At 56.5% G+C, this 26783-nt stretch carries 25 protein-coding genes; 6 read left to right on the top strand and 19 right to left on the bottom strand.

Features of this window, described 5'->3' with window-relative positions; genetic code table 11:
- Nucleotides 1–1432: 1432 nt before the first annotated feature.
- Nucleotides 1433–2008 (bottom strand): PhnA domain-containing protein, encoded by a 576-nt coding sequence (locus Pla52o_RS27270; RefSeq protein ID WP_146592871.1) that lies wholly within the window; start codon nucleotides 2006–2008, stop codon nucleotides 1433–1435.
- Between the two features lie 463 nt (nucleotides 2009–2471).
- Nucleotides 2472–4307, bottom strand: coding sequence for a TIGR03960 family B12-binding radical SAM protein (locus Pla52o_RS01830; protein WP_146592872.1), 1836 nt, complete (start codon nucleotides 4305–4307; stop codon nucleotides 2472–2474).
- A 143-nt stretch (nucleotides 4308–4450) separates the two neighbouring features.
- Between Pla52o_RS01830 and Pla52o_RS01835 the strand changes: the two genes are divergently transcribed.
- Nucleotides 4451–4765, top strand: a complete 315-nt coding sequence (locus Pla52o_RS01835) for a Rieske (2Fe-2S) protein (RefSeq protein ID WP_146592873.1) — start codon at nucleotides 4451–4453, stop codon at nucleotides 4763–4765.
- A gap of 101 nt (nucleotides 4766–4866) precedes the next feature.
- Here Pla52o_RS01835 and Pla52o_RS01840 read toward each other — a convergent pair whose 3' ends face one another.
- Both Pla52o_RS01840 and trpB read right to left on the bottom strand, forming a co-directional pair.
- Entirely contained in the window at nucleotides 4867–5553 is a 687-nt protein-coding gene (locus Pla52o_RS01840; RefSeq protein ID WP_231612020.1) for a metal-dependent hydrolase, read from the bottom strand.
- 34 nt (nucleotides 5554–5587) lie between these two features.
- Nucleotides 5588–6814: a tryptophan synthase subunit beta gene (gene trpB / locus Pla52o_RS01845; RefSeq protein WP_146592874.1), complete on the bottom strand. Its 1227-nt coding sequence runs from the start codon at nucleotides 6812–6814 to the stop codon at nucleotides 5588–5590.
- Between the two features lie 134 nt (nucleotides 6815–6948).
- On the opposite strand from trpB, the gene mutM reads away from it, so the two are divergent.
- Nucleotides 6949–7812: a bifunctional DNA-formamidopyrimidine glycosylase/DNA-(apurinic or apyrimidinic site) lyase gene (gene mutM, locus Pla52o_RS01850; protein WP_146592875.1), complete on the top strand. Its 864-nt coding sequence runs from the start codon at nucleotides 6949–6951 to the stop codon at nucleotides 7810–7812.
- Nucleotides 7813–8123: 311 nt separating this feature from the next.
- Nucleotides 8124–9170 (top strand): prenyltransferase/squalene oxidase repeat-containing protein, encoded by a 1047-nt coding sequence (locus Pla52o_RS01855; RefSeq protein ID WP_146592876.1) that lies wholly within the window; start codon nucleotides 8124–8126, stop codon nucleotides 9168–9170.
- A 334-nt stretch (nucleotides 9171–9504) separates the two neighbouring features.
- Here Pla52o_RS01855 and Pla52o_RS01860 read toward each other — a convergent pair whose 3' ends face one another.
- The 5 genes from Pla52o_RS01860 to Pla52o_RS01880 form a co-directional block, all read right to left on the bottom strand.
- Nucleotides 9505–10824 (bottom strand): PQQ-binding-like beta-propeller repeat protein, encoded by a 1320-nt coding sequence (locus Pla52o_RS01860; RefSeq protein ID WP_146592877.1) that lies wholly within the window; start codon nucleotides 10822–10824, stop codon nucleotides 9505–9507.
- Between the two features lie 204 nt (nucleotides 10825–11028).
- A complete protein-coding gene (locus Pla52o_RS01865) occupies nucleotides 11029–11838 on the bottom strand; it encodes an RDD family protein (RefSeq protein ID WP_146592878.1) in 810 nt (269 codons plus the stop codon).
- Nucleotides 11839–11991: 153 nt separating this feature from the next.
- Nucleotides 11992–13938, bottom strand: coding sequence for an ABC transporter ATP-binding protein (locus Pla52o_RS01870; protein ID WP_146592879.1), 1947 nt, complete (start codon nucleotides 13936–13938; stop codon nucleotides 11992–11994).
- A 76-nt stretch (nucleotides 13939–14014) separates the two neighbouring features.
- Nucleotides 14015–14896, bottom strand: a complete 882-nt coding sequence (locus tag Pla52o_RS01875; RefSeq protein WP_146592880.1) for an ABC transporter permease — start codon at nucleotides 14894–14896, stop codon at nucleotides 14015–14017.
- Between the two features lie 4 nt (nucleotides 14897–14900).
- Nucleotides 14901–15788 carry an ABC transporter permease gene (locus tag Pla52o_RS01880; protein WP_146592881.1) on the bottom strand — a complete coding sequence of 296 codons (888 nt, stop codon included), beginning with the start codon at nucleotides 15786–15788 and terminating at the stop codon, nucleotides 14901–14903.
- Nucleotides 15789–15986: 198 nt separating this feature from the next.
- On the opposite strand from Pla52o_RS01880, the gene Pla52o_RS27275 reads away from it, so the two are divergent.
- From Pla52o_RS27275 to Pla52o_RS01890, 3 genes are all read left to right on the top strand, one after another.
- Complete coding sequence (locus Pla52o_RS27275; protein WP_231612021.1) at nucleotides 15987–16394, top strand: hypothetical protein; 408 nt, start codon at nucleotides 15987–15989, stop codon at nucleotides 16392–16394.
- The gene (locus Pla52o_RS27280; protein ID WP_231612022.1) at nucleotides 16394–16624 is read left to right on the top strand and encodes a hypothetical protein; all 231 of its coding nucleotides are present in this window, start codon (nucleotides 16394–16396) and stop codon (nucleotides 16622–16624) included. The genes Pla52o_RS27275 and Pla52o_RS27280 overlap by 1 nt, the downstream gene beginning before the upstream one ends.
- Nucleotides 16625–16876: 252 nt before the next feature.
- Nucleotides 16877–17794 (top strand): alpha/beta hydrolase, encoded by a 918-nt coding sequence (locus Pla52o_RS01890; RefSeq protein WP_231612023.1) that lies wholly within the window; start codon nucleotides 16877–16879, stop codon nucleotides 17792–17794.
- Here Pla52o_RS01890 and Pla52o_RS01895 read toward each other — a convergent pair.
- The 10 genes from Pla52o_RS01895 to Pla52o_RS01940 all read right to left on the bottom strand — a co-directional run bounded on the left by Pla52o_RS01895 (nucleotide 17784) and on the right by Pla52o_RS01940 (nucleotide 26349).
- On the bottom strand, nucleotides 17784–19226 hold the full coding sequence (locus Pla52o_RS01895) for a sodium/glutamate symporter (RefSeq protein WP_146592882.1): 1443 nt from the start codon (nucleotides 19224–19226) through the stop codon (nucleotides 17784–17786). The two genes, Pla52o_RS01890 and Pla52o_RS01895, sit on opposite strands and share 11 nt — an antisense overlap.
- A gap of 63 nt (nucleotides 19227–19289) precedes the next feature.
- Entirely contained in the window at nucleotides 19290–19991 is a 702-nt protein-coding gene (locus tag Pla52o_RS01900; protein WP_146592883.1) for a FliO/MopB family protein, read from the bottom strand.
- Nucleotides 19984–20457 (bottom strand): flagellar motor switch protein FliN, encoded by a 474-nt coding sequence (fliN, locus tag Pla52o_RS01905; protein WP_231612024.1) that lies wholly within the window; start codon nucleotides 20455–20457, stop codon nucleotides 19984–19986. The genes Pla52o_RS01900 and fliN overlap by 8 nt, the downstream gene beginning before the upstream one ends.
- Nucleotides 20458–20547: 90 nt before the next feature.
- Nucleotides 20548–21096 carry a dihydrolipoamide acetyltransferase gene (locus Pla52o_RS01910; protein ID WP_146592884.1) on the bottom strand — a complete coding sequence of 183 codons (549 nt, stop codon included), beginning with the start codon at nucleotides 21094–21096 and terminating at the stop codon, nucleotides 20548–20550.
- On the bottom strand, nucleotides 21096–21872 hold the full coding sequence (locus Pla52o_RS01915) for an OmpA/MotB family protein (RefSeq protein ID WP_146592885.1): 777 nt from the start codon (nucleotides 21870–21872) through the stop codon (nucleotides 21096–21098). Before Pla52o_RS01915 ends, Pla52o_RS01910 begins: the two co-directional genes overlap by 1 nt.
- A gap of 49 nt (nucleotides 21873–21921) precedes the next feature.
- On the bottom strand, nucleotides 21922–22683 hold the full coding sequence (locus Pla52o_RS01920) for a motility protein A (RefSeq protein ID WP_146592886.1): 762 nt from the start codon (nucleotides 22681–22683) through the stop codon (nucleotides 21922–21924).
- A 61-nt stretch (nucleotides 22684–22744) separates the two neighbouring features.
- The gene (locus tag Pla52o_RS01925) at nucleotides 22745–22966 is read right to left on the bottom strand and encodes a flagellar FlbD family protein (protein ID WP_146592887.1); all 222 of its coding nucleotides are present in this window, start codon (nucleotides 22964–22966) and stop codon (nucleotides 22745–22747) included.
- A 479-nt stretch (nucleotides 22967–23445) separates the two neighbouring features.
- Nucleotides 23446–24135 carry a hypothetical protein gene (locus Pla52o_RS01930; RefSeq protein WP_146592888.1) on the bottom strand — a complete coding sequence of 230 codons (690 nt, stop codon included), beginning with the start codon at nucleotides 24133–24135 and terminating at the stop codon, nucleotides 23446–23448.
- A gap of 94 nt (nucleotides 24136–24229) precedes the next feature.
- Complete coding sequence (locus Pla52o_RS01935; protein ID WP_146592889.1) at nucleotides 24230–25408, bottom strand: NAD(P)/FAD-dependent oxidoreductase; 1179 nt, start codon at nucleotides 25406–25408, stop codon at nucleotides 24230–24232.
- A 164-nt stretch (nucleotides 25409–25572) separates the two neighbouring features.
- Entirely contained in the window at nucleotides 25573–26349 is a 777-nt protein-coding gene (locus Pla52o_RS01940) for a TIGR04282 family arsenosugar biosynthesis glycosyltransferase (protein ID WP_146592890.1), read from the bottom strand.
- Nucleotides 26350–26783 lie beyond the last annotated feature (434 nt).

The raw sequence follows: 26783 nt of genomic DNA on the forward strand, positions 1-26783 counted from the left end.
GCTGACGCTGCGGTGACCTACGGCTAGCATCCGCAATCGCTACCGGCTGCTATTGGGTAATCAGCAGCCCGATGGGCAAGCTCTTTTTCTCAAGCAGCTACTTAGCGCGAACCATGCCTTGAAGGATGGATTATCGGTTTGAAACCGGCTCGGAGCGCCTGGACCGTGCTCCTCGGCGTGTGGACTTTCACCTGTTGATCCTGCGTTGCGGGTCCGAGTCGATCGTATCTACCCGCTGACCAACGCAACAGGCTTCGATCGACCCAAAGGCAGGGAGCGGTTTCGTTTGGGAGGCTGACAATTACTCCACCGGGGAGACTTCCTAGTTCGGTTTGGAAGGTCTTCTGCCCGACTTCTTGATCCCACCGGTCTTGCTGAAGCACGGCATCGATCTGGTCAATCGAGCATGGGTGACCTAGCTGGTGCTGAGGATTTCCAGTGAGCCAAGCTTTCTTGAAATCGTTGTATGCTTGGCGGCGGCATTCAGCACACGGTCGATGCCCTGCGGCCAAGGCAGTCGCTTCATCAAGAAAGAACAGTTCGGTGTACTGATTCGGGGTCATCAGTGAGCGTCGTCGGTCCCTGAACTGCAACTGGCAAATGATCCACCGTTTCACACTGCACACCGGACGAACCAACTGCTTTTGATCGTTGTGTAAACAGCCACGGTTGCCCATGAACAATCCGCGATCTGCGACGGCAATGATTTCACTGGCGGGTGTGACCCGGTTCTGCAACGGCATCGTCGTACGAACTCCGGTTTCCAAATGCAAGTGTTGAGCAGGGGAATCGCGAGAAGGAGCATCCAATTGAACCAGCTGCAAACGACCCGGTTCCTCTTTCTAGCCTTTCGGTTGTTTGGGGGCCAAGTCGCATTCGAATAAAGCAGGCCGAAGCTAGGCTGAAACATAGGGGCAAAAGATGCCATGCTCAAGTCGCGATGGTCATTCTCTCAACTGGCCGTCTCTCCAATCTTTTCAGCCCGTGTTTTATTCCGATCGACTGCGAACGGAGGGGAATGACGGCTCGATGCAATGTTTTGAAAAACAAAGGAAGCGGGAGAGATGCATTTTATCGAATCTGCCCTAGGCGGCTCCGTTCGCCGCTTTGCCTTCGGTAAAGATAGGCGAAGACTTAGCCTATTCACGGTTGCCGCAATAGCGGCGACAGCATATAAGCCCGTGTGCAAGCATGGAGGGACCTTTGCGCCTGCACGCGCCCCAATCGATTAGAAAATGGCAGGTTCGAAAATAGGCAGCCATGCCATCCACACTGCCGTTATCGGTCCCCCATTTTCTAACCTTCGATTTTTTAACCTATCGTTCAAGAGTTTTAACAATTAATGGGACATCCCCCTAACCGATCCCGTCTCTTGGCGATTGCCGAAAGTCGCTGCGAGTGATTCCCAAATTCTGATCCCGTCACGTTGGGCTTAATTGGCTTTTTTGAGGAAGTTGGCGACCAGCACGATCTGGGTTCCGTTGACGCGGCCTTCGATGTGCTCGGGATTCGAAGTCAACGAGATGTTCTTCACCATCGTGCCTCGCTTCGCAGTGAATCCGGCCCCTTTGACTACCAAGTCTTTGATCAGGGTGACGTTGTCACCGTCCAGCAGTGGAGTGCCGTTGCTGTCCAGCGTCGGTGGGTCGGAATCATCATTGTTGGCGATTCCAGCTTCGGCCCACGCTTTCGTTTCGTCGTCCAAGTAGAGCGTCTCAAGCAGTTCTTGCGGCCAGCCTTCGGCGCGTAGTTGATAGAGCATTCGGTAAGCCAGCACTTGAATCGCCGGCACTTGGCTCCACATGCTGTCGTTCAAACACCGCCAATGATTCGGATCGACCGATTCAGGATTGTCGAGTTGGCTATGACATTCGCTGCATGTCATGACGCATTTTGCTGCGTCGGCTTCGCTGGCAACATCCACCGGATGAACCACTAGCCCTTCACTGGATCCACATAATTCGCACTTGGATCCCGATCGTTCTTGTAGTTCGTTTTCGACGCTCATCCGTAAATTTCTTTCGTAGGGAGGTTTGTGGTTGTGTAGAGGATAAAACGAGCTTGTCCGCGACACCTCATCGTTCAACTCGCGGGAATGGGGAAAGAATGTTATCACAAACACCCCTTTTTCCATATCAGGGGGGCGGCCTCGTGTCCGACTGAGCCGGAATCCCAGGCGGCTGCGCTAGCCTTTAAACAAACGAACGTTTGGAAAGAAATGGTATCGGAGTCAGCGATTGAGGTCGTTTTTTGCGCAGGTGCAGTTGGTTGTAGCTTTCCGTGTCGAAACGGTGGCATGGCTGTGCCCACCTTTTATTCTTGCTCTCAACCCTAATCGTCTCCGCTTGGTTTAGTCCCTCGCTGACGCTTCGGGTTGTGATCTTTACGGCGTGCATCACTCCGGGTCCGGTGCAAGCGGTTGATTGTTTTGGGGGGCGAGCAGCGAGCAGCGAGCACGTTTGCCACTTGCCTTAGGTCGCGTCGGCCATCGCGGCCAATTGCACCGTTGCCCTGCCCTGCTCTTTTTCTAAGTACGCTCGACCGAATTTCACGTTAACGTGATCCCACGGCAATTTGTCCATCATTTCGTACTTGTCATGGACTTGCCGCTCGACGTCCAGCCCCGCATCTTCAATCGCAGACCACCAACGTTGGGGATCGAGGTATTCCGTCCATCCGTCCATGCGGGCACCACGCTCCCACGCCAAACGGACCACTTTTCCGGTGCGGCGATCGCCTCGGCTCAGCACTCCTTCGAGCAAACTGGTTTCGATATCGTGGCACTTGATATTCACGCTGCGAATCTTGCGACGGTGCCACAAGTACTTGTGAGCCCACTGGAAATACTCGCGTCGCTGCATCCCATTCCACTGGTACGGCGTATGAGCCTTAGGAACAAAGTTGGAAACCGACGCGGTCACGCGCGGGTAGCGGCCTTTGACCTGTTTGCCCACGGTCGCAATCTCTTCGGCTAGGTCGACGATGCCATCCAAATCGACGGGGCGTTCGCCAGGCAATCCGCACATGAAGTACAGCTTCACCGCATCGTAGTTGTTCTCAAACGCAGCACGACAGCCCTCGATCAAATCGCTGTTTTTGATCTTCTTGCGGATCTGTTCCCGCATGTCGTCGCGAGCGACTTCGGGAGCCAGCGTGAGCGAACTGCGACGCTTGTTGCCAATCAATTGAGGCAACGTGCGAAGTTGATCGTTGACTCGCAGACTCGGTACGCTGATGTTCACGCCGAGAGGCAAAAAGACCTCATGCAAACGATGGATCAGCGGTGCAAAGTGAGGATAGTCACTGCTGGAGAGCGAGAGCACGCTGATTTCGTTGTAGCCGGTGTTGCGATAGCTCTCGATCGCAGCATCGACAATGGTATCGACTTCGCGGATTCGCAAAGGACGTTTGATCACGGTGCTTTGACAAAATCGGCAAAGATGGGGACACCCACGCATGATTTCTAGAGCGATGCGGTCGTGCACGCATTCGATGTAGGGCACGATCGGCGCGGTGGGCAGCGGGATGCCGTCGAGATCGCTGATCACGCTCGGCGCGATCGTTGCGGGAACATCGTCTCGGGTGCGAGTGAGCGAGACGATGCGATTGCCATCGTACTCGGGTTGATAGAACCGCGGCACATAGGCGTAGGCCAGTTTTTGAGCGATATGGGCAACCGCCTCTTCGCGTTGCGAGCGACCTTCGGCTCCCTCGGCAAACGTGCCATCGTCGCGGCGATAACGCGCTCGCAACTCGATCCAAAGATCGCAGATTTCGGGCAGCGCCGGTTCGCCATCGCCCATGATCATGACGTCAAAATAATCGGCCATCGGTTCGGGGTTTTGGCAACAAGGGCCCCCGGCGATTAGCAGCGGATCGGCCATCGTGCGATCGACCGATTCAAGCGGGATTCCCGCTAAATCGATCATCGTCAGCACGTTGGGCGAGCTGATTTCGTACTGAAGGCTCAGTCCGATCACGTCGAAATCGGCAAGCGAGGTGAACGTTTCGAGCGAATAGAGCGGGATTTCGTGTTTTCGCAGCAACGCTTCCATATCCGGCCACGGCGTGAACACGCGTTCGGCACACCAATCCGCGCGGCGATTCATCAGCGAATACAGGACTTGTAGTCCATGATGGCTCATCCCGATCGTGTAAGCATCGGGAAACCCTAGGCACAAACGGCCTCGCAATTGGCGATGATCTTTAACGACAATGTTTCGCTCCCCCCCGACATATTGGGCGGGCGTCTGAACATGCGGCCAAACCCGGGACTCTAGCAATCGGCGGCGCGGGTGATTAATCATAGTCGCTGAATTCCGTTCCTTGTCAGGTAGGGTGATCGCGGCTTCATCGCTAAAGTAGATGAAGTATCGATAAGCAATGGATCGAGCTCAATTGATTGACTTGGGCTTAATCTAAAACCATAACAAAATAGAAGGGGATTTGCGTGAGCGATTTTGAAACGGTGGGCAAGGTCAGTGACTTTGAAGAAGGCGTCGGACGCGCGGTTCCGGTTGCTGGCCGAATGGTCGCGATCTTTCGCAAGGGCGAGGAGTGGTACGCGATCGACGACCTGTGTCCTCACATGGGAGCCTCGTTGGCCGAAGGCCATGTCGATCCCGAAACCGACGTGGTGACCTGTCCCTGGCACGCATGGCGCTTCTGTATTCACGACGGAACGTGGGAGGATAACCCGCGAGTGAAGGTCGATTGCTTTGAAGTCAAAGTCGTGGGGGATGACGTCCAAGTTCGCGAGAAATAAGTGTCGCTGATCGCTTCGCGATCTTGGCGTTAGTTCAAGCTTTTGCCTTGCATCAAGCGAGAAACGATTCGAGGATGCTTCTTGGTTAGCCCCTGATTTGCTTAGACGGTAAAACTTTCGCCGACGCCCAGCACGACCGGGACCGCGTCGGTTTGGGCGTTAACGCGTTCGGCCCATTGGGCCGCGTCCTGTTGGATCGGAGGCCAAGTGTTGTAGTGGGTGGGCAAGACACATTTGGGCTCAATCAATTTGATCGCCTCGATGCTGTCGTCGATTCCCATGGTGAACACGTCACCGATCGGCAGCACCGCGACATCGACTCGGTGCGCGTACAAACGCATGTCCGAAAACAATGCGGTGTCACAGGCAAAGTAGATCCGTTTCCCGTCGATCTCAAGGACAAAACCGGCCGGATTGCCGCCGTACGACCCGTCGGGCAATTGGCTGCTATGGAGTGCGGGAACCATTTTCACCGTTCCGAAGGGAAGTTTTGCCACGCCGCCGAGATTCATCCCGAGTGTTGATTGCACTTGCTGTTTCTCCGCAAACCACTGGGCGATCTCAAAGATCGCCACCACGGTACTGTCGTCGCGATGGGCAATCGCAGCGGCATCGGCCACATGATCGAAGTGGCCGTGGGAAATCAGCAGATGGCTGATTTCGGGATGGTCCTCGATCGTGGTTTTGGCGGCTGGGTTGTCCGTCAAAAAGGGATCGAGCAAGATGCGATGCGCGCCGGTTTCGATCAACCAGCAGGCGTGGGAGAGCCAAGTTAGTTTAAGCATCATGAATTTCGCTGCGAAGCGGAAGAACGGAGAATGGTTACCAGGTTTCGCCGCGGAGACGAGCGATTTCCATGGCATCCTTGTCACCGCGACCAGACAAACAAATGACCAAATGTTGGTCAGGTTTCATTTCGGCGGCCAACGTCATCCCTTTGGCAATCGCATGACTCGATTCAAGGGCTGCGATGATTCCCTCGGATTGCGCCAATCGATCGAACGCCTTCATGGCGTCATCGTCGGTGCATTCGAGGTAGTCGACCCGCTTGGTGTCTTTCCAATAGCTGTGCTCGGGGCCAACGCCGGGGTAGTCCAATCCGGCGCTCATCGAATGCACGTCACAGGTTTGTCCATCGTCATCTTGCATCACGTAGCTGTAGCTACCGTGCAACACGCCTGGGTTTCCGTAGGTGAGCGGTGAGGCGTGGTCGCCTGGAGCGGTGCCACGGCCGCCCGCTTCGACGCCGACCATGCGAACGCCGTCATCTTCGACGAACGGATAGAACATGCCGGCCGCGTTGCTGCCACCGCCGACGCAGGCGACCACACAATCCGGTAGTCGGTCGAACGTGTCGCGGCACTGTTCTCGTGTTTCGCGGCCGATCACCGATTGGAAATCGCGTACCATCATCGGGAACGGGTGCGGCCCAATCACACTGCCGATGATGTAGTGGGTGTTCTCGACCGACGCCATCCAATCTCGCATCGCTTCATTAACGGCGTCGCGAAGCGTTTTGGAGCCGCTTTCGACCGGACAGATGGTGGCGCCGAGCAACTTCATGCTGAACACGTTGGGCTTTTGCCGGCGAATGTCTTCACTGCCCATGTAGACCGTGCAAGGCAACCCAAAGTGGGCACATGCGGTGGCGCTGGCCACCCCGTGCTGGCCGGCTCCGGTTTCCGCGATCACTCGCGTTTTACCCATCCGCAGGGTTAATAGAGCTTGGCCAATCGTGTTGTTGATCTTGTGGGCGCCGGTGTGGTTGAGGTCTTCGCGTTTGAGCCAAATTTGGGCACCGCCGACCGCATCGGTCAGCCGTTTGGCGTGGTACAGCGGGCTGGGGCGTCCGACGAACGTCTTGAGCAGCGAGGTCAGTTCGCGTTGGAATTCAGGATCTTTTTTGGCTCGATCGTATTCTTCGGCCAGTTGATCGAGGGCACGAGTCAGCGTTTCCGGGACAAAACGTCCACCGAATTTACCAAAACGCCCCCGTTCATCGGGAACCGACGCACTGGCGTGGGGGGCTGCGGTTTCTTGCAGGCTCATATTGGGGCTCTAAATCGGGATCTCAAAAACGGGGGCTCTATCAAATGCAATCCATTTTCTATAAGAGTGCTCAGAGATTGTCACCCGAGGGCAATCGAAGGTCAATGCAGCGATCGCGAGCCGAAAGAGAATCTGTGCCTGAACTACCCGAAGTGGAAACGATGCGGCGGGGGGTGCTGCCCATCGTTGGCAGCCGGATCGATGCCGTGATTCGGCCCCCCTGCGATCGTAAACCGATTTTGATGACGCCGCGAATCGATGCCATGGATCGCCGGCTTCGCGGAAAACATATCGTCGATGTCGGTCGTCGTGGCAAACGCGTGATGATCAACATCGAAGACGAGCAAACGATGGTGATCGAGCCGCGAATGACCGGCTTGGTGCTGTTGGCCGATCCGCCGACACTCGAGCATCTGCGGTTGCGAATCACACTCTCGGGGCCTGCGGGGGACCAATTGTTGTTTTGGGATCGGCGCGGGCTGGGGACGGTGCGATTGTTAACGCCCAAGCAAGTCGAAACGCTTGTCGACGCCAAACTCGGAGTCGATGCGCTCGCGATCACGGCGGAACAGTTGAAGGCGAAACTCGGCAAAAGCCAACGCGCCATCAAGGTCGCATTGTTGGATCAAGCCGTGGTGGCGGGAGTGGGGAATTTGTATGCCGCGGAACTGCTGTTTTTCGCCGGCATCGATCCTCGCACCCGTTGTGATCGGCTCACCCAAGTTCAATGGCGGCGGATTCAAGCGGCGATGCGTCAGGTATTAGAGGAAGCGATTCGTTATGAGGGCAGCACTTTGGGGGACGGGACGTACCGCAATGCGCTCAATGGCGAAGGCGGCTACCAAGCCCATCATCAGGTTTATGCACGTGCCGGGGACCCTTGCCCACGCTGTTACGACGGCGTGATTCGGCGAATCGTGCAAGCCCAACGCAGCACGTTCTTTTGCCCCGTATGCCAGCAAAAGCGTGGTCTACACCGTCTCGTCGTGCCGATTTAGGGTTAAATTTGAGAACCCCGCTCAAAAATCACCACCCGAAGCGTTAACGAGGGACTGAGTCAAAATCGATATTCCCTCGCTCACCCTTCGGGGGATGGAAAATGCGCCACGTCAAAACGGATGCTTCCGGCGATGCAATATTCGCGTTAGCGGCGGGTTACCAAGTTGCTCGGCGAACGCATTGCCCCCGTTTTTGCGAATAATCAAGGTTGCCGTTCGTCGCGGTGAGGTGAATCGCTAGAATAGGAGCGTGCGTGAATCGCTGCTGCCGATTCACGAATTTGTCCCTTTAAAACGTCACCGTAATCCCTATGACGCAAAAAACATCACGTCGAGACTGGCTTCGCGCCGCCGCGATGCTATCGGCTGTCGGAGCCACTGCGGCGAGTGCCCGGCCGGCACTCGCGGCGCGCGATCCACGCTGGAACGACTCCATCACCAAGGGACTCAATTGGCTCAGCCGCACGCAATCGTCTCGCGGCCAATGGAACACCCAGGCTTATCCCGCCGCCCTGGCGGCGCTGGCCGGTACGGCGATGATCGGCAGCGGATCGACGACGACTCAGGGGCCGTACGCCAAAGAGATCGCGCGGGCGGCCGACTATTTGATCAGCAAAAGCCGTGATAACGGTTTGATCGGTGACCCCCAGTCCGATCCCCGCTACACGTATGGACACGGTTTTTCGATGCTGTTCTTGTCGCAAGTGTTGGGCGAAGAAGGATTGCTCGATCGTCGCGAAGAATTGGTCGAGGTGTTGACCAAGGCGGTTGAGTTCAGCGGCAGTGCACAAACGGCGGCCGGCGGATGGGGCTACGTCTCGGCGCGTGAAGGAAACGATTTCGACGAGGGCTCGACCACCATCACTCAGGTGCAAGGGCTGCGTGGTTGTCGCAACGCAGGGATTCCCGTCAGCGCCGATGTGATCACGCGAGCGAAGGAGTACATCTACGAATGCAAGAATCCCGACGGCGGGATCAGTTATAGCAGTCGCCAAAAGGGGAGCAGCCGGCCGGCGATCACGGCTGCCGCGCTCGCCGCGCTTTACAATGCTGGCGATTACGACAGCGAGCATGTGCCCGAGATGTTGGCCTATACCAAGGAATCGCTGCATGACATCAGCGATTCGACTCGCGCGTTTGGCCATTGGCATTACACGTATTTGTATTACAGCCAAGTGGTCTATCGCCAAGGCGACGAATTATGGACGACGTTCCGTGACCGGTTGTACGATCGCATCGTCAGCGAGCAGCGTCCCGACGGGTTCTGGGAGGGCCAGATTCATCCGGTCTACGTGACCGCATGCAACTTGATCATGTTGCAGCTGGACCACGGCTATTTGCCGATCTACCAGCGTTAGCAATGTGGGAAAGGCCTTCGGCCCTGAACGAAGTTTCTTAATCCTAATCTTGCTCTTAATCATAATCCGCACGATGGCCACGACGGCAACGTGCGGGCCAGTTAATTGTTCGGGCCAGTTGATTGTTCGGGCCAGTTGATTGTTCCCGGACGCAACATTGATCGTGATTCCGTGACCTCGATGCAAACGCAGCGTCGCTACTCTTGATGATTAAGATTAAGAGTAGGATTAAGATTATGAACGGTTGCCCAGGATCTTCTTTAACAAGATCCATTACGCCAACCTATAGGTTGGCAATTTTTCTAGCATGAGATCACGTTAACGCGCGATCACATTAACGGGCAATGTCGAACGCAAAAATCAAGTCCTGGTCGCGGATGATCAACATCTGGTCGGCGACTACCGGATGCGCCCAAATGGCTCCCTTGTCTCGCGGAAGCTCGGTTTCGCGTGGCAGCGTCAATGTGCCTTTTTCGGTCCACGCTTCGCGGCTGGGCTGGACCAGGTTCACCGAGCCCTCCTCGTCGTTGTAGCAATACAGCATGCCATCGGCAAAACAGATCGAACCGCTGTGGTTAGGGCGTGCTTTTTTCTCCCACAACGTTTCGCCGCTTTGTAGGTCTTGGGCCATCCACATGCCGCCATTGGCCTTGGTGCATCCGTAGATCACCCCTTCATGAAGCACGACGCCACCGTGATGGTTCATCATCGATTTGCCCGCCAAATGGTAAATCGATTCCGCGTCGATCCCATCTCCGGCCGCATTGGGTTTTAGCTTTAACAGCGTGTTGCCGGCACCGTAATCGCTGGTGTGGTACAGCAGATCTTCACTCAAAATGGCGGTTGGGATGACCGCGACCGTATTGCCCGTCGTGGTGTCGCTGAACACTTCCTGGCCCGATTTCGTGTCGAAGGCGAACAGCCCCGGTTTGCTGGCGTTGACGTAGAACGACTGGTCGCCGAGCTTGCCTTTGATCACCGAGTTGTATTGGGCGGGAGCGTTGACGCCTTGGCTGGACCAAACCTTTTCGCCGGTCTTGCGATCCAATGCGACCATAAAATTGGCTTCGCCGGGCGTGACCACGACGCGGTCGCCGTCGACGAGGGGGGATTCGCTGTATCCCCAAACCGGGATTTTGCCAGCGTGATCGGCGACGAAATTGGTCGTCCACTGAACGTCTCCATTGGACTTCGACAAAGCCGCGAGTTGTCCAATGTCGCTCAAGACAATGACTTGGTCGCCATCGACGGTCGGGGTGCTGCGTGGTCCGCCGCCCCAGCCATGGTTGTAGTCGTCGGCGGTGCCAGCACGCGCGACTTCGGTTTCCCAAATGGGGGCGCCCGTTTGCGCATCGATGCAAATGGCAAAGCACTTGTCGTCATGCGTTCCCATCGTATAGAGCCGTCCGTCGACCACCGAAACGGCCGAGTAGCCGCGGCCCGCGCTGGTGAATGACCAGCGGAGTTGAGGGGCGTCGTCATCCCATGACTTTTTCAGCTCTTGCGGAGCGGCGTGCCCATCGCGGTTCGGGCCTCGCCATTGAGACCAATCGGCATCGCCGGCAACCGCGAAAGTGCCCAGCAACAGACTGGATGCGCTCAGCATCGAAACGCAGATCAACGAAACGCATGCAACTTTGACAATCGATTTCATGGGGCGGCTGAGTTTTTCAGGGAGGGATGGAGAGGTGGGTGTCGAGTGTGCCCACTATACCAAACCCCAGGTCTGGTGGGCCAGCGAGATCGGGATGCATCGGGGATGCTCGGGGGCGGTGCATGGCAAACGCGGAGGACGGCTTTTCGGCCGCGGCGCATCCGCCAGCGTAGGCGGCGAGAGTGACGAGCGAGGGATCGCGGATTAGGCTTCGACCACGATGGTTTGGGCGAGTTTATCGTGCAAGGTTTCGTGCCCCTGAGTGAACAAATAAACGAGGTCAGCAATCGCAATGAATCCGCCGATCACGGGGATTGCTGTGATCGCGCCAAAGCCAATGTTTCGTATCAGCACGCCATGCAGGAAGCCAACTTGGACCCCGGTTTGTTTGTCCACGATTCGCGTTTTTACGATCTTCTTGCCGAGGCTTTGCCCGGACATCGAGATCAGCACCATATTGATGATGAACGGAATGCTTCCTAGGAAGAATAAGGCAAACATCAAGACGAGGCCGATTCCGGCCGCGGCTTCATCGCCGGCACCGTCTGCCGCCGGCGCCACTAACATGACGACGAGCATTCCCGCAACGAATCCGGTCATGTTGAACAAGCCGTCAATCACGGCGCCCGCAATTCGCTGGCCGATGCTGGCGATATTTCCGCTGTTTCGCGAATGTGCCGATCCCGCCGCGCCGACTGCGTAAGGGTTTATGCCACCCGTAGCGGCCCCCGGACGCGATGCCGCACGCACGGGTTGTTGCAAGTCGTCGTCGGTCAACTCGTCAAACATCGCCGGGTCAAGGTCGCCCATCGAGGATTCGGCGGATTGCGGTGCGGGACGCGCCGCGGCAGGTCGCGAGGGAGTCGCGGCCCCGGACGGGCGTGCCGCTACGGCTGGTTTGGCTGCACCGCCGGGAGCCCGTAACTGTTTTCCACAGGGGCATTTAACGACTTTTCCCGCAGCGGATTCTGGGATATTCAAGACCGCAGAACAGGCGGGGCATTTGATCTTCATGAGCGGAGGGCAAACAGGAGGCAATGGGAATGCAGAAAAGTAGAGAACGCAACAGTGATCGCGTTTATATCTTAGTCCCTTTTCGGCAGTGGAGCACTGCTGATTCGATCTTGGTTGCCCAACACAAATGGCTGTTCAAGACGAACGAGGGACTTAAGGCGAAAGCGTGGGAACCGACTCATTCATTTGCAGATGAATCATGTCGCGATAATGACCGACTCGGCTGAGCAATTGCTCGTGGGTGCCCACGTCGGCGATCCGGCCATCTTCGAGCACGACGATCTTGTCGGCGCCCACGATCGTGCTCAAGCGGTGTGCGATCACAAACGCCGTGCGCCCTTTCAATAGATCGCCGAGACTTTGCTGGATCAGCCGTTCGCTTTCGCTGTCCAGATTACTGGTCGCCTCGTCCAGAATCAAGATTCGCGGATCGGCGAGGATCGCGCGTGCGATTGCTAACCGTTGACGTTGGCCTCCGGAGAGCTTGACGCCGCGTTCACCGATGATCGAATCGTAGCCCTTCGGCAATGCGTTAATAAACTGATCCGCCGCGGCAGCTTGAGCGGCTTCGGCGATCTGTGAATCGGTCGCGTTGCGTCGCGCGTAGGCGATGTTTTCACGGATCGTACCGTCGAACATAAAGACATCTTGCTCGACGATGCCCAGCAGTCGGCGATAGCTTTCAAGTTGAATGTCCTTTAAATCACGCCCATCGAGCTGGATCGAGCCGGTGTTGGGATCGTAGAAGCGAGCGATCAAGTTGGTCAGCGTCGTTTTGCCTGCGCCGCTGCGTCCGACCAATGCCACCGTTTCGCCCGCATTCACCTCGAGCGTGATGTCGCTGAGCACCTGAGTCTCGGACCCCGGGTACGAGAATGAGACGTTGGTGATCGAGATTTTTCCCTCGACTCGATTGCGATCGAGCGTGACCGCTTCGGCGCGGCTCGGCAACTCTTCTTCGATCTCCAAAACATCGAGCACGCGATCGAGCCCGGCCAGATTGTTTTGGAAACCGACGGCGCTGCCGGCCAATGTGGCCAGCGGGTCGAGCAGCATCGTCAAGTAAACCAAGAACATCATCAGATCACCGAGCGTCAATTCGGAATGGATGATTTGATAACCGCCATACAGTAGTAGCCCGGTCGAAGCCAATGGGATGATGACTTCCCAAACGGTCTCGATGATCCGTGTCCACCACCATGTGAAGAGTTGTTGGCGAACTAGATAGCTGCCCTCACGCACAAAGCGAGTCGATTCGCTACGGCTGCGCGCGAACGTTCGCACGACTCGGATGCCACCAAACGTTTCAGTCGCGGAGGCATCGATCTTTTGCCGCTGCATGCGGATGTCTTTGTAGAGCGGCCGAATGCGGTTGATCCAAGTCCGATGCGTGACCCACACCACGGGCAGCAACAGCAGTCCGCCGAGCATCAATTTCCAATCGACCAGCATCAGGATCACGAGGCTGCCGATAAATTGGACGATTGCCCGCCAGGGGTTATACAGGATGCTGAAGATCAGTTCGGCGACACCGCCGGCGTCTTCGCGAATCAGGCTGGCCACCCCACCGCTCTTCATGTCGTAAACGTTTTGCAGCGGCAATCGGATGGCGTGATCAAACACTCGGCGACGGATGCCGACTTGGGCCTGGTTGACGGCCTTGGTCGCGATCCAGCGGCTCGATAGATGCGCGATGGTGGCCAGGATCGTGACGAGGGTCACGATGCCCGCGATCGCCAATAGCAGCGAAAACGGTTCGCTCGGTAAGCCGAGCCCCGATGTCCAACCCGGCAGCGGTTTGTGGGGCGTGGAAAGAGCCGAGTCGATGGCGAGTTTTGTGCCGACCGGCGGAATCAACCGCAGCACAATGCCAACGGTCAACAACCCAATCGCCCCAGCGATTTGTCGGTGATAGCTGCTGATCAGGCGAATGAATTCGCGAAACAGTTCCCAGAAACCTCGCTCGCGGGTGCCGAGTTTACGGGCGCTTCGTCCCGAGCCATGATGGGAATGGCTCTCGGCTGTTTTGGCGCGCGATTGGCGCTGGCGAATTTTTTCGCGGTAACTGGAAAAACGGCTGCGGCTTGGCTCGATAGGCATCCCTTATTGGTAGTCAGGATGGCCAAAATTGGCAACGGGCCTGTTTGGGGGCGAGTGGTTTTAGTAGTCCTTCCCGTTACGAACTGGCACTGCGGTAGCTCAACAGGGCTTTCTTAAATACCCAGCGGCTTAGCAGGACGCTCATCAACGTGGCGGCCACGGCCCACACGACTAGCATGATCTCCCAATCGGTGCGCGGCTGGATCGGCTTGGCTAACAGCCGAGCGGGAACGTTGACCACCAATAGCACTGGCACCACAAAGGTAAAGAATCCGTAGAGCGGGGTGCCCCAACCACGATTGTAAATTTCCATCGGGTAGCGGCTGAAATTGGTGATGTAGAACCAAAAATTGTACAGCGTTTGGTTGCGACCCAACCAAATGCTCGTCGCGCTCAACGAGATCATCAAGCTGTACATAATCGCCACACCACAGCCGATAAACACGACGTACAACACCGCCGATAATAACGTAGGAACCATCGGATTCACTTCACGCGTCGCCAAGGAGTAGAGCGCGGCCACCAAAATTACCAATCCGGCTGCGAAATTCGATAGCGCGCTCCAATCGATGCGTCGGAACGAAATCAGAAATTGAGTATCAATCGGTTTAAGCAATGCGAAGTCCAAGCCCCCGGTGCGAATCAATTCACTGAACTCTTCCGCATTGGGCATGAAGAACGCTTGCACCAAACTATTGATAAACCAAGTCGTCGCGAGAAAAACGAAGAACTTGTCGCGGTCCCATCCCGATCCCTCCCCGATCGTATTGGTGTACTGGAAAATGATCATGTAAAAGCCAACGTTCATCAACGTCCAACCGACGCTGCTGATGCACTGCAGGAAAAAATTCATGCGAAACGTCATGTCACGCACGAGCGAATTGCGTGCAAACGTCAAAAAGACTTTCCAGTAGTTGGGAGCAATTTTTGGGGGAGTTTCCGCGGGTTTCGATGTCATGACGTTAACCTCCGTATCCGCTGTAACGTTTCATGCCACGCGAATAAGCGAACCGGCATACGACGATGAAGAAGATCAACCACGCGAATTGAATTCCCATTTCCATCGGCAATTCGTCCGCATCCACCTTGCCCAAGAAAATGGCGGCAGGGAAATACGCTAGATACTTAAAAGGCAGAAACTGGACGAACGGTTCAATGCTGTCGGGCAGCAGGGTCAGCGGAAACATGTGCCCCGACAAAAAGAAACTGAATAGCATGAACACAAACAACAGCGACGAAACTTCCAGGAACCAAAAACCGATCATGCCGATCGCCGCTTCCATGAAGAAGCCGATCAAGAAACCCATGATCAAGGAAGTCACGAACGCGGCAATAATGGGTAGGGGAGGCCAACCGTCGACGAAATAGCCGCGGCACAGAAAAAACACCAACGCAAACGGCGCCGCGGCAACGATGTAGTAGGTCAATTTGTGCGCGATCCGTGTCAATAACAGAAATCCAATCAAGTCGATCGGTTGCACGAGATAGCGTTTGATTTCTCCCTCGCGAATCTGTTGTGCGATCCCAGAGGCCAGGTTTGGCATACTGGAAAAGGCGCGTGCGATCATGGTCAGCAAGTAATACGCGATAATTTCCCGAAAGCCAAATTTGCCAATCGTAACCTCTTCACCGCTCTTGTTTGGCGAGATCGATTCGAAAACGGCGTACCACAGGAACACTTGCGTGATGATCGGCAAGAACCGCATCAGGGTGCCGAGGGCAAAGTCGCCTCGATAGACCAGTCGTTCTTCGAGCGCGGTTCGCAGGATCACCCACCAAGTCGACAATCGCCATCGCAAACCGCTGTGGTGATGCGGCGGGCTCCATGCTTCTTCGGCGGTGGCGGACATAAAAGGGCGATTTTTGTGAAGGTCAATGGCTTGGAAGGCATCCTCAAACAGCGAGGCTGCTCGCGTATCCTACCCAAGCCGCGTTCAGAAAATAAGTGCGACAAATTTGGTTCCACTCCCCCGGGTGGCAATGTCGTTGATCGCTCCTGCGATCAAAACGTGGGGTAGAATGATCGGTTGAGAGTGGAACGATTTTTCTTGCTTTTCGTTATGATCGCGGGAGCCATCAACGACTTTGACAACGACTTTGAAAGGACCGTCATGCATGGCGAGCTTTTTGACCCCCAGGCGGAGTTGTTGGTGCATGATCGCTTGCGGCCGCATTGGTCTCAGTCGGGGGCGATTGTGTTTGTCACGTTTCGCTGTATCGATTCGATCCCCAAAAGCGTGCTGCAGCGATGGGATCGCGAAAAAAATGATTGGCTCCGCCGACGTGGCCTACTGAAGTCACGGCACTGGTCCGATGTTCTCTCGACGCTCGAAGCACCACGGTATGTGGAGTTTAGCAAGCAATTTAATCGCTGTCGGGAGGATTCCTTGTCACTTGTCGCGGTCGTTGCCTGTTGCGTCGACCTGAGTTGGCAAGGATCGTTGGTGACGCACTGATGCATTTTGATGGCGAACGTTACGCCTTGGGTGACTTTGTCGTGATGCCCAATCATGTGCATTTACTGGCGGCATTCCCGGATGCGGATGCCATGGAAAAACAGTTTGGTTCGTGGCTTCATTTCACTGCGTTTCGCATCCATCAAGCAATCGGTGAACGAGGTCATTTTGGCAACAAGAGCCCTTCGACCACTTGGTCCGCAGTCTCAAGCAATACGAGTACTTGGTAAAGTACATCGAAAGAAATCCAGAGAAGGCGGGCTTGAAGCCCGGCGAGTACGTCTACCGTCGTGGCCAAAGTCGTTGATCGCTCCCGCGATCAAAACGTGGGAATGTCGTTGATCGCTCCTGCGATCAAAGCGGGGATTACACTGGTCGTTAGCGGGGCAAGAGGATTCTTGCTTCGCGTTATGATCGCGGAGCGATCAACGACTATAATGCCCTGCCCTGCCCTCCCCTGTTTTTTACTGCAAGGACTTTCCATGACCCGACCGCCCCTGTTGCAATCCCTCTCGTTCTTAGTTTGCCTGTGCTTGGCAAATTCCTCGGTCGTATTCGCCGAACAGCCGGCGAATACGACCGAGCCGCTTTGGCCCGCTGGGATTCCTGGAGTCGAGTTGACCGGGGACGGCGATGTTCCAAGCTTGATCATCACCAAGGCCGAATCGGACACACCCACCGCGGCGGTTGTGATCTTGCCGGGCGGCGGATACGGAGGTCACGCGATGGGACACGAGGGGCATGAATTTGCCGCTTGGTTTCATTCGATGGGAATGTCCTCGGCGATCTGTACCTACCGCTTGCGTGGCAAGGGGAACGACGGGAAAGGTTATGGGCACCCCGCCCCGATGCAGGATGCTCAGCGTGCGATCCAAACGCTGCGGGCTCGCGCCAAGGAGCTGAACATCGACCCGAATCGGATTGGCGTGATCGGTTTCTCCGCTGGCGGTCATCTCTGTTCGACCGTTTCCACTCATTTTGCCGAAGCGAACGAGGCGTCCGAAGATCCGGTCCAACGTGTCTCTTCGCGGCCCGACTTTAGCATCTTGTGTTACGCCGTGCTGTCGCTCGGAAAGCCGCACACGCATAAGGGAAGTCAGCGGAATTTGTTAGGCGTGAATCCTGCTCCAGAACTGCTTGCTTCGCTCGACACGCCGACGCAAGTCAGCGCCAAGACTCCACCCACGTTTTTGTTTCACACCGCACAAGACACCGCCGTGCCGGTCGAAAACAGCTTGCTGTACTACCGGGCCTGTGTGGAGCACAAAGTGCCGGTCGAAATGCATTTGTTCAATGATGGTTCCCACGGGCTTGGGTTGGCCAAGAAGGTGGATGGAGCGAATCAGTGGCCAGCGCTGTGTCAAACTTGGCTCACGCGTCTGGGGATGGTCAAACCGTAGCGGTTTGTTGCCAGCGCCGTCCCACGACAATCAGACAGGCCACGATCGCAGCGGCCGCCAGCGACGTGATACCCAGTGGGATTCGCTCGAGCACCAGTAGCGGCAACCCGATCGTCAACATTCCGCCTCCGATAAAGGGGGCGGAAAGCGGGGCCGCCAGTGCGTAGTTCTCCGCGGCGTCGGTTTCCAGATCGGGATCGACCAGACGCAGCAGAACAAACCCGGTCGCGGTCACGCCGGTCGACATCCCGTAGTTGATCAAGCCGAGTTCAAACCAGTGGTCACGCGGTAAAATCCAGCGGGAAATCAGCAACAGGCAGACGCCGGTCCAGATCGCACCGACAATCGCCAGGATCGAAAAGGGAACGATCATCGTCGCCACGGCGGCAATGTTCAACGACGCAATCGCGGCGACCACCAACACGTCCATCGCCGCGGACGAGAGCCGGCCGATTGATTCGCTGTCGATTCGATCTTCACATCCCAGCAACCGGGTACAGCGGCGGACGATCAGCCCGCCAAACAAGGTGTAGATGAACAGCGGAAAGTCGAGGATTCGCGAAAACGACAACCGCGTGGACAATTGTTGGTTGGCAGCGTCGCGTAACGTGTCACTGGCAAACCAGTTGTCCGCGGCCCCAGCGGCCATCAGCACCACTTGCTGCATCGCCATCCCAATCCCAAACGCCGTCATCAACCACAACGCTTGCAGTAGCAGTGGATCGAGAGTTTCACCGCGAATGGTTGCGTAACCGATGGGCACGCGGGGCGGCGGCGGCGCGGTAGCGTCGCTGGAAAGCGAATCGAGCGGCGAATCGAGCAGCGGAGCGTTTTTGTCGATGCGGGTTGTCGGAAACCATCCTCGCCGTGCCCCCAGATTGATCCATCCAATCCCGCTGATCACTCCGTACACGAGTCCCACGGTGGCCATCAGAATGCCGAGATCGCGGCCTCCGATTAATGCGATCGATTCGTGTGTGAACACCTCGCCCATCGCCGCGGCCGTACCATGCCCACCGGCGAACCCGGTTTCGATCAGCATTCCAAACGAATTGGGAAGATCATAAAAAGGTTGGATAAAGATCCACGTGGCAAGCAAGCCAACGGCGGTTTGTCCAAGCACGATGATCCACACCATCAACGCTTCGCGGCCCACGTCGCCCACGTTTTCCCTGTGTTGTGCAGGTTTGCGTTCTAGCAGCATGCCGGCAAACACCACCGCGATTAGCACGTTCGGCCAATCGCTCAACGTGCCGGCAATCGCTGCGGTGCTGACGCTGGCGGTTGCCGGAGCGAGTTGGATGATCGCTAACCCTAGCATTCCCGCGATCACGGATGCGGGGATATAGAGCCACTGGAAGATCCCAAATCGCACACGCAGTGCGACTCCGACTAGCAGCAGAAAGGTGACAAAGAGAAGTGCGGCAATCATGGCCGCGATTGTATCGGGTTTCGGTTCGATTGAAACGCGTCACTCCACGAACAAAAACGCGTCTTACGCACTGGCGAACAAGCGGCCGCGACTGCGGGGCGACTCTGGCGACTCCGGCGGCGTGCCGACAAAACCCTTTTCCACAGGTTCGTGTTCAAACTCGCGAAGCGTGCTCGCGAAATTGCGTTTCGAGTCACCGATGCATGAAGCCGTTAGTTGTTGGACTTCATTGGGGTCGGTGATTTCCGACAACGGATGAATCCCCGTCGCCGTTTGTGCGACAACGATAATGCGACTGCCACAGCGAATCATCGAAACCTTGGTGCGTGAATCGATCGACGTGCTGCCCAGATTTTGAACGACCTCTTTGGGGATCACTCCGTGCGAGGACCCACCGGAACCGAAGCGGCGGGTGAGCCAAACGAAGCCTGCGAACAAACCGAGGACCACAGCCAAGCTCGATGCGACGGTGAATCCGGGCACGGCAAGTTGGTTTTCTTTCGCCGGGGGTTCTTCGTTGGGCTTCGTCGTCGCGCGCGTTCGCTGTGACAAGGCTGGAAAGCCGCGAGCGATGACCGCCGGTGCCCCTGAACTCGCAGTCGGCGAGGCAGCGGTTTGTGGGGGCGATTCAGATGGAGCCGCCTGCGCATTCGGTTGAGAATACTGTTGCGCGGTCGCGGGCGAGATCCAGGCGGCTGACGCGACGACCCAAATGACGAGTAAACCGATGATCGGACGTGGCTTGGGATGGCAAGTCTTAGGCACTGATCAACTCCGTGACGCGAACACAGAAGTTATCGTTCATGACCAGCACCTCACCGCGAGCGATGAGTTTGCCGTTGACGAAGATGTCAACCGGATCGCCCGCGAGTTTGTCGAGCGCAACGACGGAGCCGCTGCGAAGCTGGAGCACCTCCTCGAGTCGCATTTGGGTGCGGCCGAGTTCGATGCGCAGATCGAGTTCGACTTCGCCTAGCAAGTCGATCGGTTGACGCGTGCCCACCGAATGATCCTGCTCGAGATCGCCCAGGTTGTAGGGTTCTGGCTTTCCCGAATTCCCAACGCCTTGACCGGCGGCTTGGTCGAGATTACCCGAGGCTTCGGCCAGCAGTTTTTCGATGTCATCCATACCCAGATGTTCTTCTTGGGATGGCGAGGTCGGTGTTTCGATCTGCTTCGCCGCGGAAGGATCGCTGGTCGTGTCGGGGTCAGGCTTGGTTGGATCAGGCACTGGCTAGGTCCTTCGGTGGACGACGGGTTTCACGCAGCGTTTCCCGGCCCGCTCGCTTTTTGAATGGCGATGTGGCGGATCGCGTGCGTTTTATTCCTCGCGTAGCTGGTAGTCGTGGAATCCAACTCCGAGCAAATAATCTTCGGCGAGTAAGTGGTTAGATGTCGTCAAAATCCGTCTTTCAAGCAACCCCAATTGGTTTTCTTGGAGTTCCGTTAGCGCGCTGGTGCGGATTTTCATCCGAATCGCATGTCGTATACGCCCCTGTTTTTCCGCCAATTCGGCCTTCATCGCCTCGGCGTTCTTGTTGCGGACCAAGCCGTACAGCCGCAATTCAATTGTGTATTCACGCTCGGTATCGATGGGGCTAAAGGTTTCGCCGAACGTTCCTAGGTCGATTTCCATGACTTCGTTCTCGTCGTTGGCCTTTTCCGCCGCTTCGACCTCGTCCTTTTGCACCGATTTGATCAATTTCGCTTCGGCCAACGCGCTGACCTCTTCGGCACTCGGCACCATCAAAAAGAACATCGCCGATTCGAGTAACACGATCACGCCCACAAACGCGATCACGAGCCCACGCCCGACTCCTGCTTTTTGGGGGGGAGTGTTTTCGTTGCTAGCTTCTTTTGTTTCAGCCATTAGTTGCCCTCCCCATGGGAATCGGTCATTTCAATTGTTTGTGCATTGCGTTCATCGGCGGTTCCCGAGAGATCCTCGACCGTTTCATCCAAGAGGAAGACTTCGACGCGAGGATTGCGAGCAATTGCAACGCTCCCACCGGCGCGGTGCATCGGTTCGCTATCGGCGGCGGATGAAATGCGAAATCGAGATGCCTCGATTCCTTCTCGCTCGACAAGCGCTTGGCGGATCGCCGTCGCCCGTCGGAAGGCCAATTGGATCGCTTCATCCGTCCCAGCGGTACGAGCGGCAAACTCGGTGGAGGTATGGCCGCGGACCTCGATCTTTTGAGGTTTACCGCGAACTTGGGTGGCAATGTCCTTGATCGCCGCTTGCGCGGATGGGGTCAATTCATCCGAGCCGACATCAAAGAAGATTACCGAACCGACCGCCGTGACCTGTCCTGGGCGAATGATCCGTACAATCGGTTCTTCGCCGGAGGGGGCTTTTTCAGGCACGCCTCCTTTGGCGGTGTCTTTCTTCTTCGCCCGTCCGGTGGTCGACAGCACGCTGAACTTACTCGATCGCGGACGCGAGTCTCCCGGCGTCAACGCATCGATCGTGCGCGAGTAACCAAATTGCTGTTTCATCGAATCAACAAGCGCTTGGTAGGTTTCTTCTTCTTTGATTTCGCTCAACGAAACCAACATGATAAAGAACGTCAATAATAGACTCATCATGTCGCCGAACGTGACAACCCATTCGGGTATCGCAATGGCTTCGGGTTCATCGTCCATGGATCATTTCTCGGGTGAGCATTATTTAGGTCGCGGGTGAGTCAGGGGGTTACTCAGCGGTGCGTTGTTTTGGGGGGAGGAAGGTACGAAGTTTTTGGTCAATCGCACGCGGGCTTTCGCCTTGTTGGATCGCCATTACCCCTCGAATGGCGATTTCCATGCTGATCATTTCGTTACGGCTTAACAGCCCCAATTTCTCCGCGAAGGGGCTGAAGAAAACGTTCGCGACAATCGCACCATAGAGCGTCGTGATCAACGCAACCGCCATCCCGGCACCAATCCCCGATGGATCGCTCATGTCTTGAAGCATCATGATCAATCCCATCAACGTTCCGATCATGCCGTACGCCGGCGCGAAACGTCCGAGTTGGTCCATGATGCTTTTGCCTTCGCGGTGACGCACGGCGATCGCGTTGACTTCGGTGCGTAAGACCTCTTCGACGATTTCCGGCGTGCTGCCATCGACAGCCATTTGGACTCCGGTTTTCACCAAGGGGTTGCTGATTTCGTCCACCTTGGACTCCAGTGCCAGCAATCCGTCACGTCGTGCGGTTTCGGCAAGTTCAACGATTTGTTTGATCAATTCCAAGCGGTTTTCGCCTTTGTTCAACAGCACCTTCAGTGCGATCAACGGGGACTTCAACATGCTTGCCATCGGAAAGCAAATCAGGGCGGCTGCGACCGCACCCCCGACGACGACCAACAGCGACGGGATGTCGATAAAGGCCGAGAACGGTGCATTGCCAAGCGCGATCGATGCGACGATCAATCCGATGGCGAGAATCAACCCAATGAGGCTGGCGATATCCATGTGTTCTTTTTCCGAAGCAATTCAGCGTTTTTTGGTTTCGTCGAGTCGAGAGTGAGTCTCGCTACGGCGTGGGAACGTTCAAGGCGACGCGTGGCGTGGGGATAAAGTTTTTGCGTTGCTGGTACTCCACCGCGCGCTCAATCACATCGTCCATCGATTCTTTGACCACCAACCGGTCGCCCGAGGTCAGCGTGACAAACGTATCGGGGCGCCGCTCGACGTAGCGAATCAGGTCCGCATTGAGCACAAACGGCTCGCCGTCAAGACGCGTTAACTTGATCATCAATCGTTCCCCGCTCCCAATGAACACGCCCCCGTGGGCAAAGAGATTCCCCGTGAATCTGTTCAAAGCTAGATCACGTTGTGGCAACAAGACGTCAGTTGCGAAAAAGAAACATCGCGTTCGGATCCGCGATCGAGGCAAGCGGATCACCTAAACGGTGCAATCGTTGCAGTCCGAACGTTTTGCCAGCGCGGCGCTTGCGATTGCTAGAGCGGCCTGAGAGCGGCATCGGGGCGTCAATCAGGCGGCGGGCATGGATGACGTATTGATTTCAAGCTTTAAAGTGGCCTGTCTTTCCTTACCCGACACGTAAGCTTTGAAGTCGCGAGGGACTGTAGCACGCGGCCATCCAGGGAGGTTCCTCGCTTACGCGTCGGGTGGTGAGTCGCTGAGGGGCGACGGCCACAACGCAACGGCACGAATTTCAAACCCAGGTCATTTCCGATCGGCGTCGTTTCGCTGGGGTTATTCGCGGGGGCTTATTCGCTTCGTCGGGGCCGATAGAGATCCAAATCATCACGCCCCGCCAAACCGGCAAACAACGCGACAATTTCGCGACGGCCTTGCTTCAAATCTTCGGCGAGGTCCCCGCTGGGCGATGCTCCGATGCGGAAAAAATAGTCCGCCGGAAGCGAGAAATCCAAGGGGATCTCAGCCCCATTGCCAATCGCCAGGATCACCGCTTCGGAATCTAACGGTTCGGTTTGGCCGGAGACGTGGGTGAACTCGATGCGGAAATCTGGAGGGATCGGTTCGTCATCTTCCTCGTCCTCTTCCTCGTCCTCTTCGTCGAGTTCGATCGGCACCGTGATAATCTTTGTGGCTCGCAGCGGACAGTGTAGACGCCCTTCAAGGAGGTCGCCAGCGACGATGCCCTTGAGCGCTTTTTCAACCCAATCGCGGTAGGTCATCGGCAATGTTTGCGGAAGCAGTTCCGGATCTTGGGCGTGCAGAGCCGAAACGGCCAGCGGCGACAAGCACTCGTGCGGCATCACCGGAAGGGGCAATTCGTAATGAACCCGCAGCGAATGACCGATGCCGGCCGCTTCGATCAAACGGATGTCATAGCCCAGGAATCGTCCGTAGAGTGCGGCTTCAACCCCGAGCGGTCCCGCTCCAATGATCGTAATACTGCCAGGAGGATCGAGAGTGGCGGCTGCGGAGGTCATGGGCAGTTAGTCGGGGGGGCTGGAGAGCGAGTTTGGGGTGGAGAGCGGAGAGCGGAGGATCATGCGTCGCGGAACGGAACACGATCGCCCTCGATCACCGCACTGGGGCATCGCCGAAAGTCTCTGCGACTTCGGCGGCGTTCGCAATCCCACGTTGTTGTTTACCCACGCGAAAGGGAGTCAGGTCGATGGGAGGACTTTGACCGCAGATTTGATCGGCGAGGCAAACCGCGGTCGCAGGGGACAAATGAATGCCGCTACGATAATGGCCCGCAGCAATGAACACATTCGCCGAATCGGGAACACGACCGATCATCGGGAATCCGTCAAACGTCATCGGCCTCAATCCGGCACACCGCTCGGCCGTCTTGGCCGTTGCCAGTTCGGGGACGAGCTCGACCGCAAATTGACGAAGTGTCTCGATCATTTCATCGGTCGTGACCTTGTCGAAGCCGACCTCCTCTTCGCAGGATCCAATCAACGTGCGTCCATCGCCACGGCAAAGCAAATAGCGATTTCCGACATTGATCACCGAACGAAGCAAAGGACGCTCCGTCTTCAAGACCAAGATCTGACCTCGGATCGGGATCATGCTTTGCGTTAAACGCAAACGCGGTGCCACCATCCCCGTCCATGATCCGCCACAGACGACGACCAGATCACTTTCGGTCCACCCCTGATCGGTCCGCACGGCCGCCGAGGATGAATCAAAGCGAAGATCCCGAACCGCAGTCTGTTCGGACACGGTGACCCCGGCCCCCAAGCACGCTTGATGCAAGGCGTTGATGTATCGGGCCGAGTCGACTTGGTATTCATCGGGGACCCACCATGCATCCAACTTCGCTTGGTTCGCTAACCAAGCTTGCAGCGACGGTTCAAGAGTTTGCAAGCGGTCGATTGCGACACGTTCACACTCGATGTCGAGTTCGTTCCAGTAGTCCGACATCCCGAGCATGACTGCTTTTTCACCAGGCGAGTTGGCGAGATACCAACCGCCGCAACGTCGCAGGCCGATATCGATCCCCGTCACGTCACTTAGCCGCTCGGACCACTCGGGAAACAAGTGATGACTGAGTCCGCGAAGTTGGTCAATCGGATCGGACGCTCGGCTTAGGTTAGCCGGCGGCAAAATCCCTCCGGCGATCGTCGAGGTCGATTCATCGATTCGCCGTTGCTCGACGACATGAACCTGAATGTCGCGCCGCGATAATTCCCAGGCCAAGCTGAGTCCAATGGCGCCTCCGCCAACGATCGTTGCTGTCTTCGCGGTCATGACGCGTTTCGATTAGGGTTCGTTTTCAGGTGAGCTACGGGTTAAGAAAGATCGGTCGGCGGGCAACGCGGCAATGGGCTTCCCGAGGTGTCCGGCCACTGAGGCCATTACGAAGGGCCAGCGGGGAATGCCCCGCCGACACTTGTTCGTCCATGCGATACCGGTTAATCGGATTGGCTGTTGCGAAGGATGGCTTCGATTCGATCGGCAAAGACGCTATCCAATGGGTTCTGCGTCGGTGAGTTCTCGAGGTCGGCTCGCAGTCGATCGAGACATTCGATCGTATCAATATCTTCTTTGGGGGGAAGCACGGCGAGCGACAATTTTGCTCGTGCGGCACGCTGCTTCGTGATCGCTAGGACCTCAGCCGTGCTCCAAGGCATCGACTCAAACAAACATCCCATTGGCTCGGTCCACGGACCGTTCATGCCGATCAGGTAATAGCCACCATCGTTCGCGGGCCCGAGGACGAGATCGTACGTTTCAAGTTTTTGGACGGCGATCGCAATTTCCTCCACGCTAATCATGGGGCAATCCGCACCGATCACGATGACCCGGCGAGGTGCCGCAGCGGGATCCGTCTCACGACAATCCAGGTGCGTCTGGATCAGCCGTCTCATTCGTGCTCCCAAGTCGCCGTCCCCCTGGGGGAGGATGTCCCAGGGATCGCATGTCGGTTCTTGCTCCAGCAAATTGACCGCCGAATCGGGCGCGATCGAAAGCACGCGGCGATCTCCAGCGGCCGCCAATCGCTCGCACAAATGAAGCGTAAAGGCTCGGTGAAGTTCCGCAGCGGCTGACATGCCAATTGAATGACCCAGGCGAGTTTTTACCCGGCCCGGGGTCCAGTATTTGGCCATGATCGCCAGGGTTGCAAAGGGAGTTGTAGAGGGCGGGTGCAATTGATCGGTGAGATTGTTTTCGGTTGGCAACGCATTCATCCGCAAGAAACAGGAGGTGAGAAACGCGGCAGAGGAAACCCGCAAAACGTTGCGATTCTCAACGAGAAAAGTCACTTAAGAAGTGTAAACATTAGCAAAAAAATGACTTCGTCGTTGGCATGCACCTGCGATTGTGGAAACGCCCCAATCGCACTCCGCTGTTGCTCCCCAGCCACGAATCGGAGCTAGTAGAGTCGCCAAAATGGTCGCCGTCGCGTTCGGAATAAATGACCTCGCTCGACCGCCTTGTCGCCGTCTTTATCGCAGGGCGAATCGAAAAGAAGGGGGATGGGAGCTCGAGAATTTCGTGCTGGAGAAGCCCCCCGCAGCGGCGGAATCTGTTGAGACTTTCCCGGCCAACGGCAAGGCGAATTGGTGCAAGTGGTGATTGGGGGGATGAATTTTCGCTGATTTTTAAGTGATTTTTTTTGACA

It is taken from the genome of Novipirellula galeiformis (genome assembly GCF_007860095.1).
GTDB classification, from domain to species: domain Bacteria; phylum Planctomycetota; class Planctomycetia; order Pirellulales; family Pirellulaceae; genus Novipirellula; species Novipirellula galeiformis.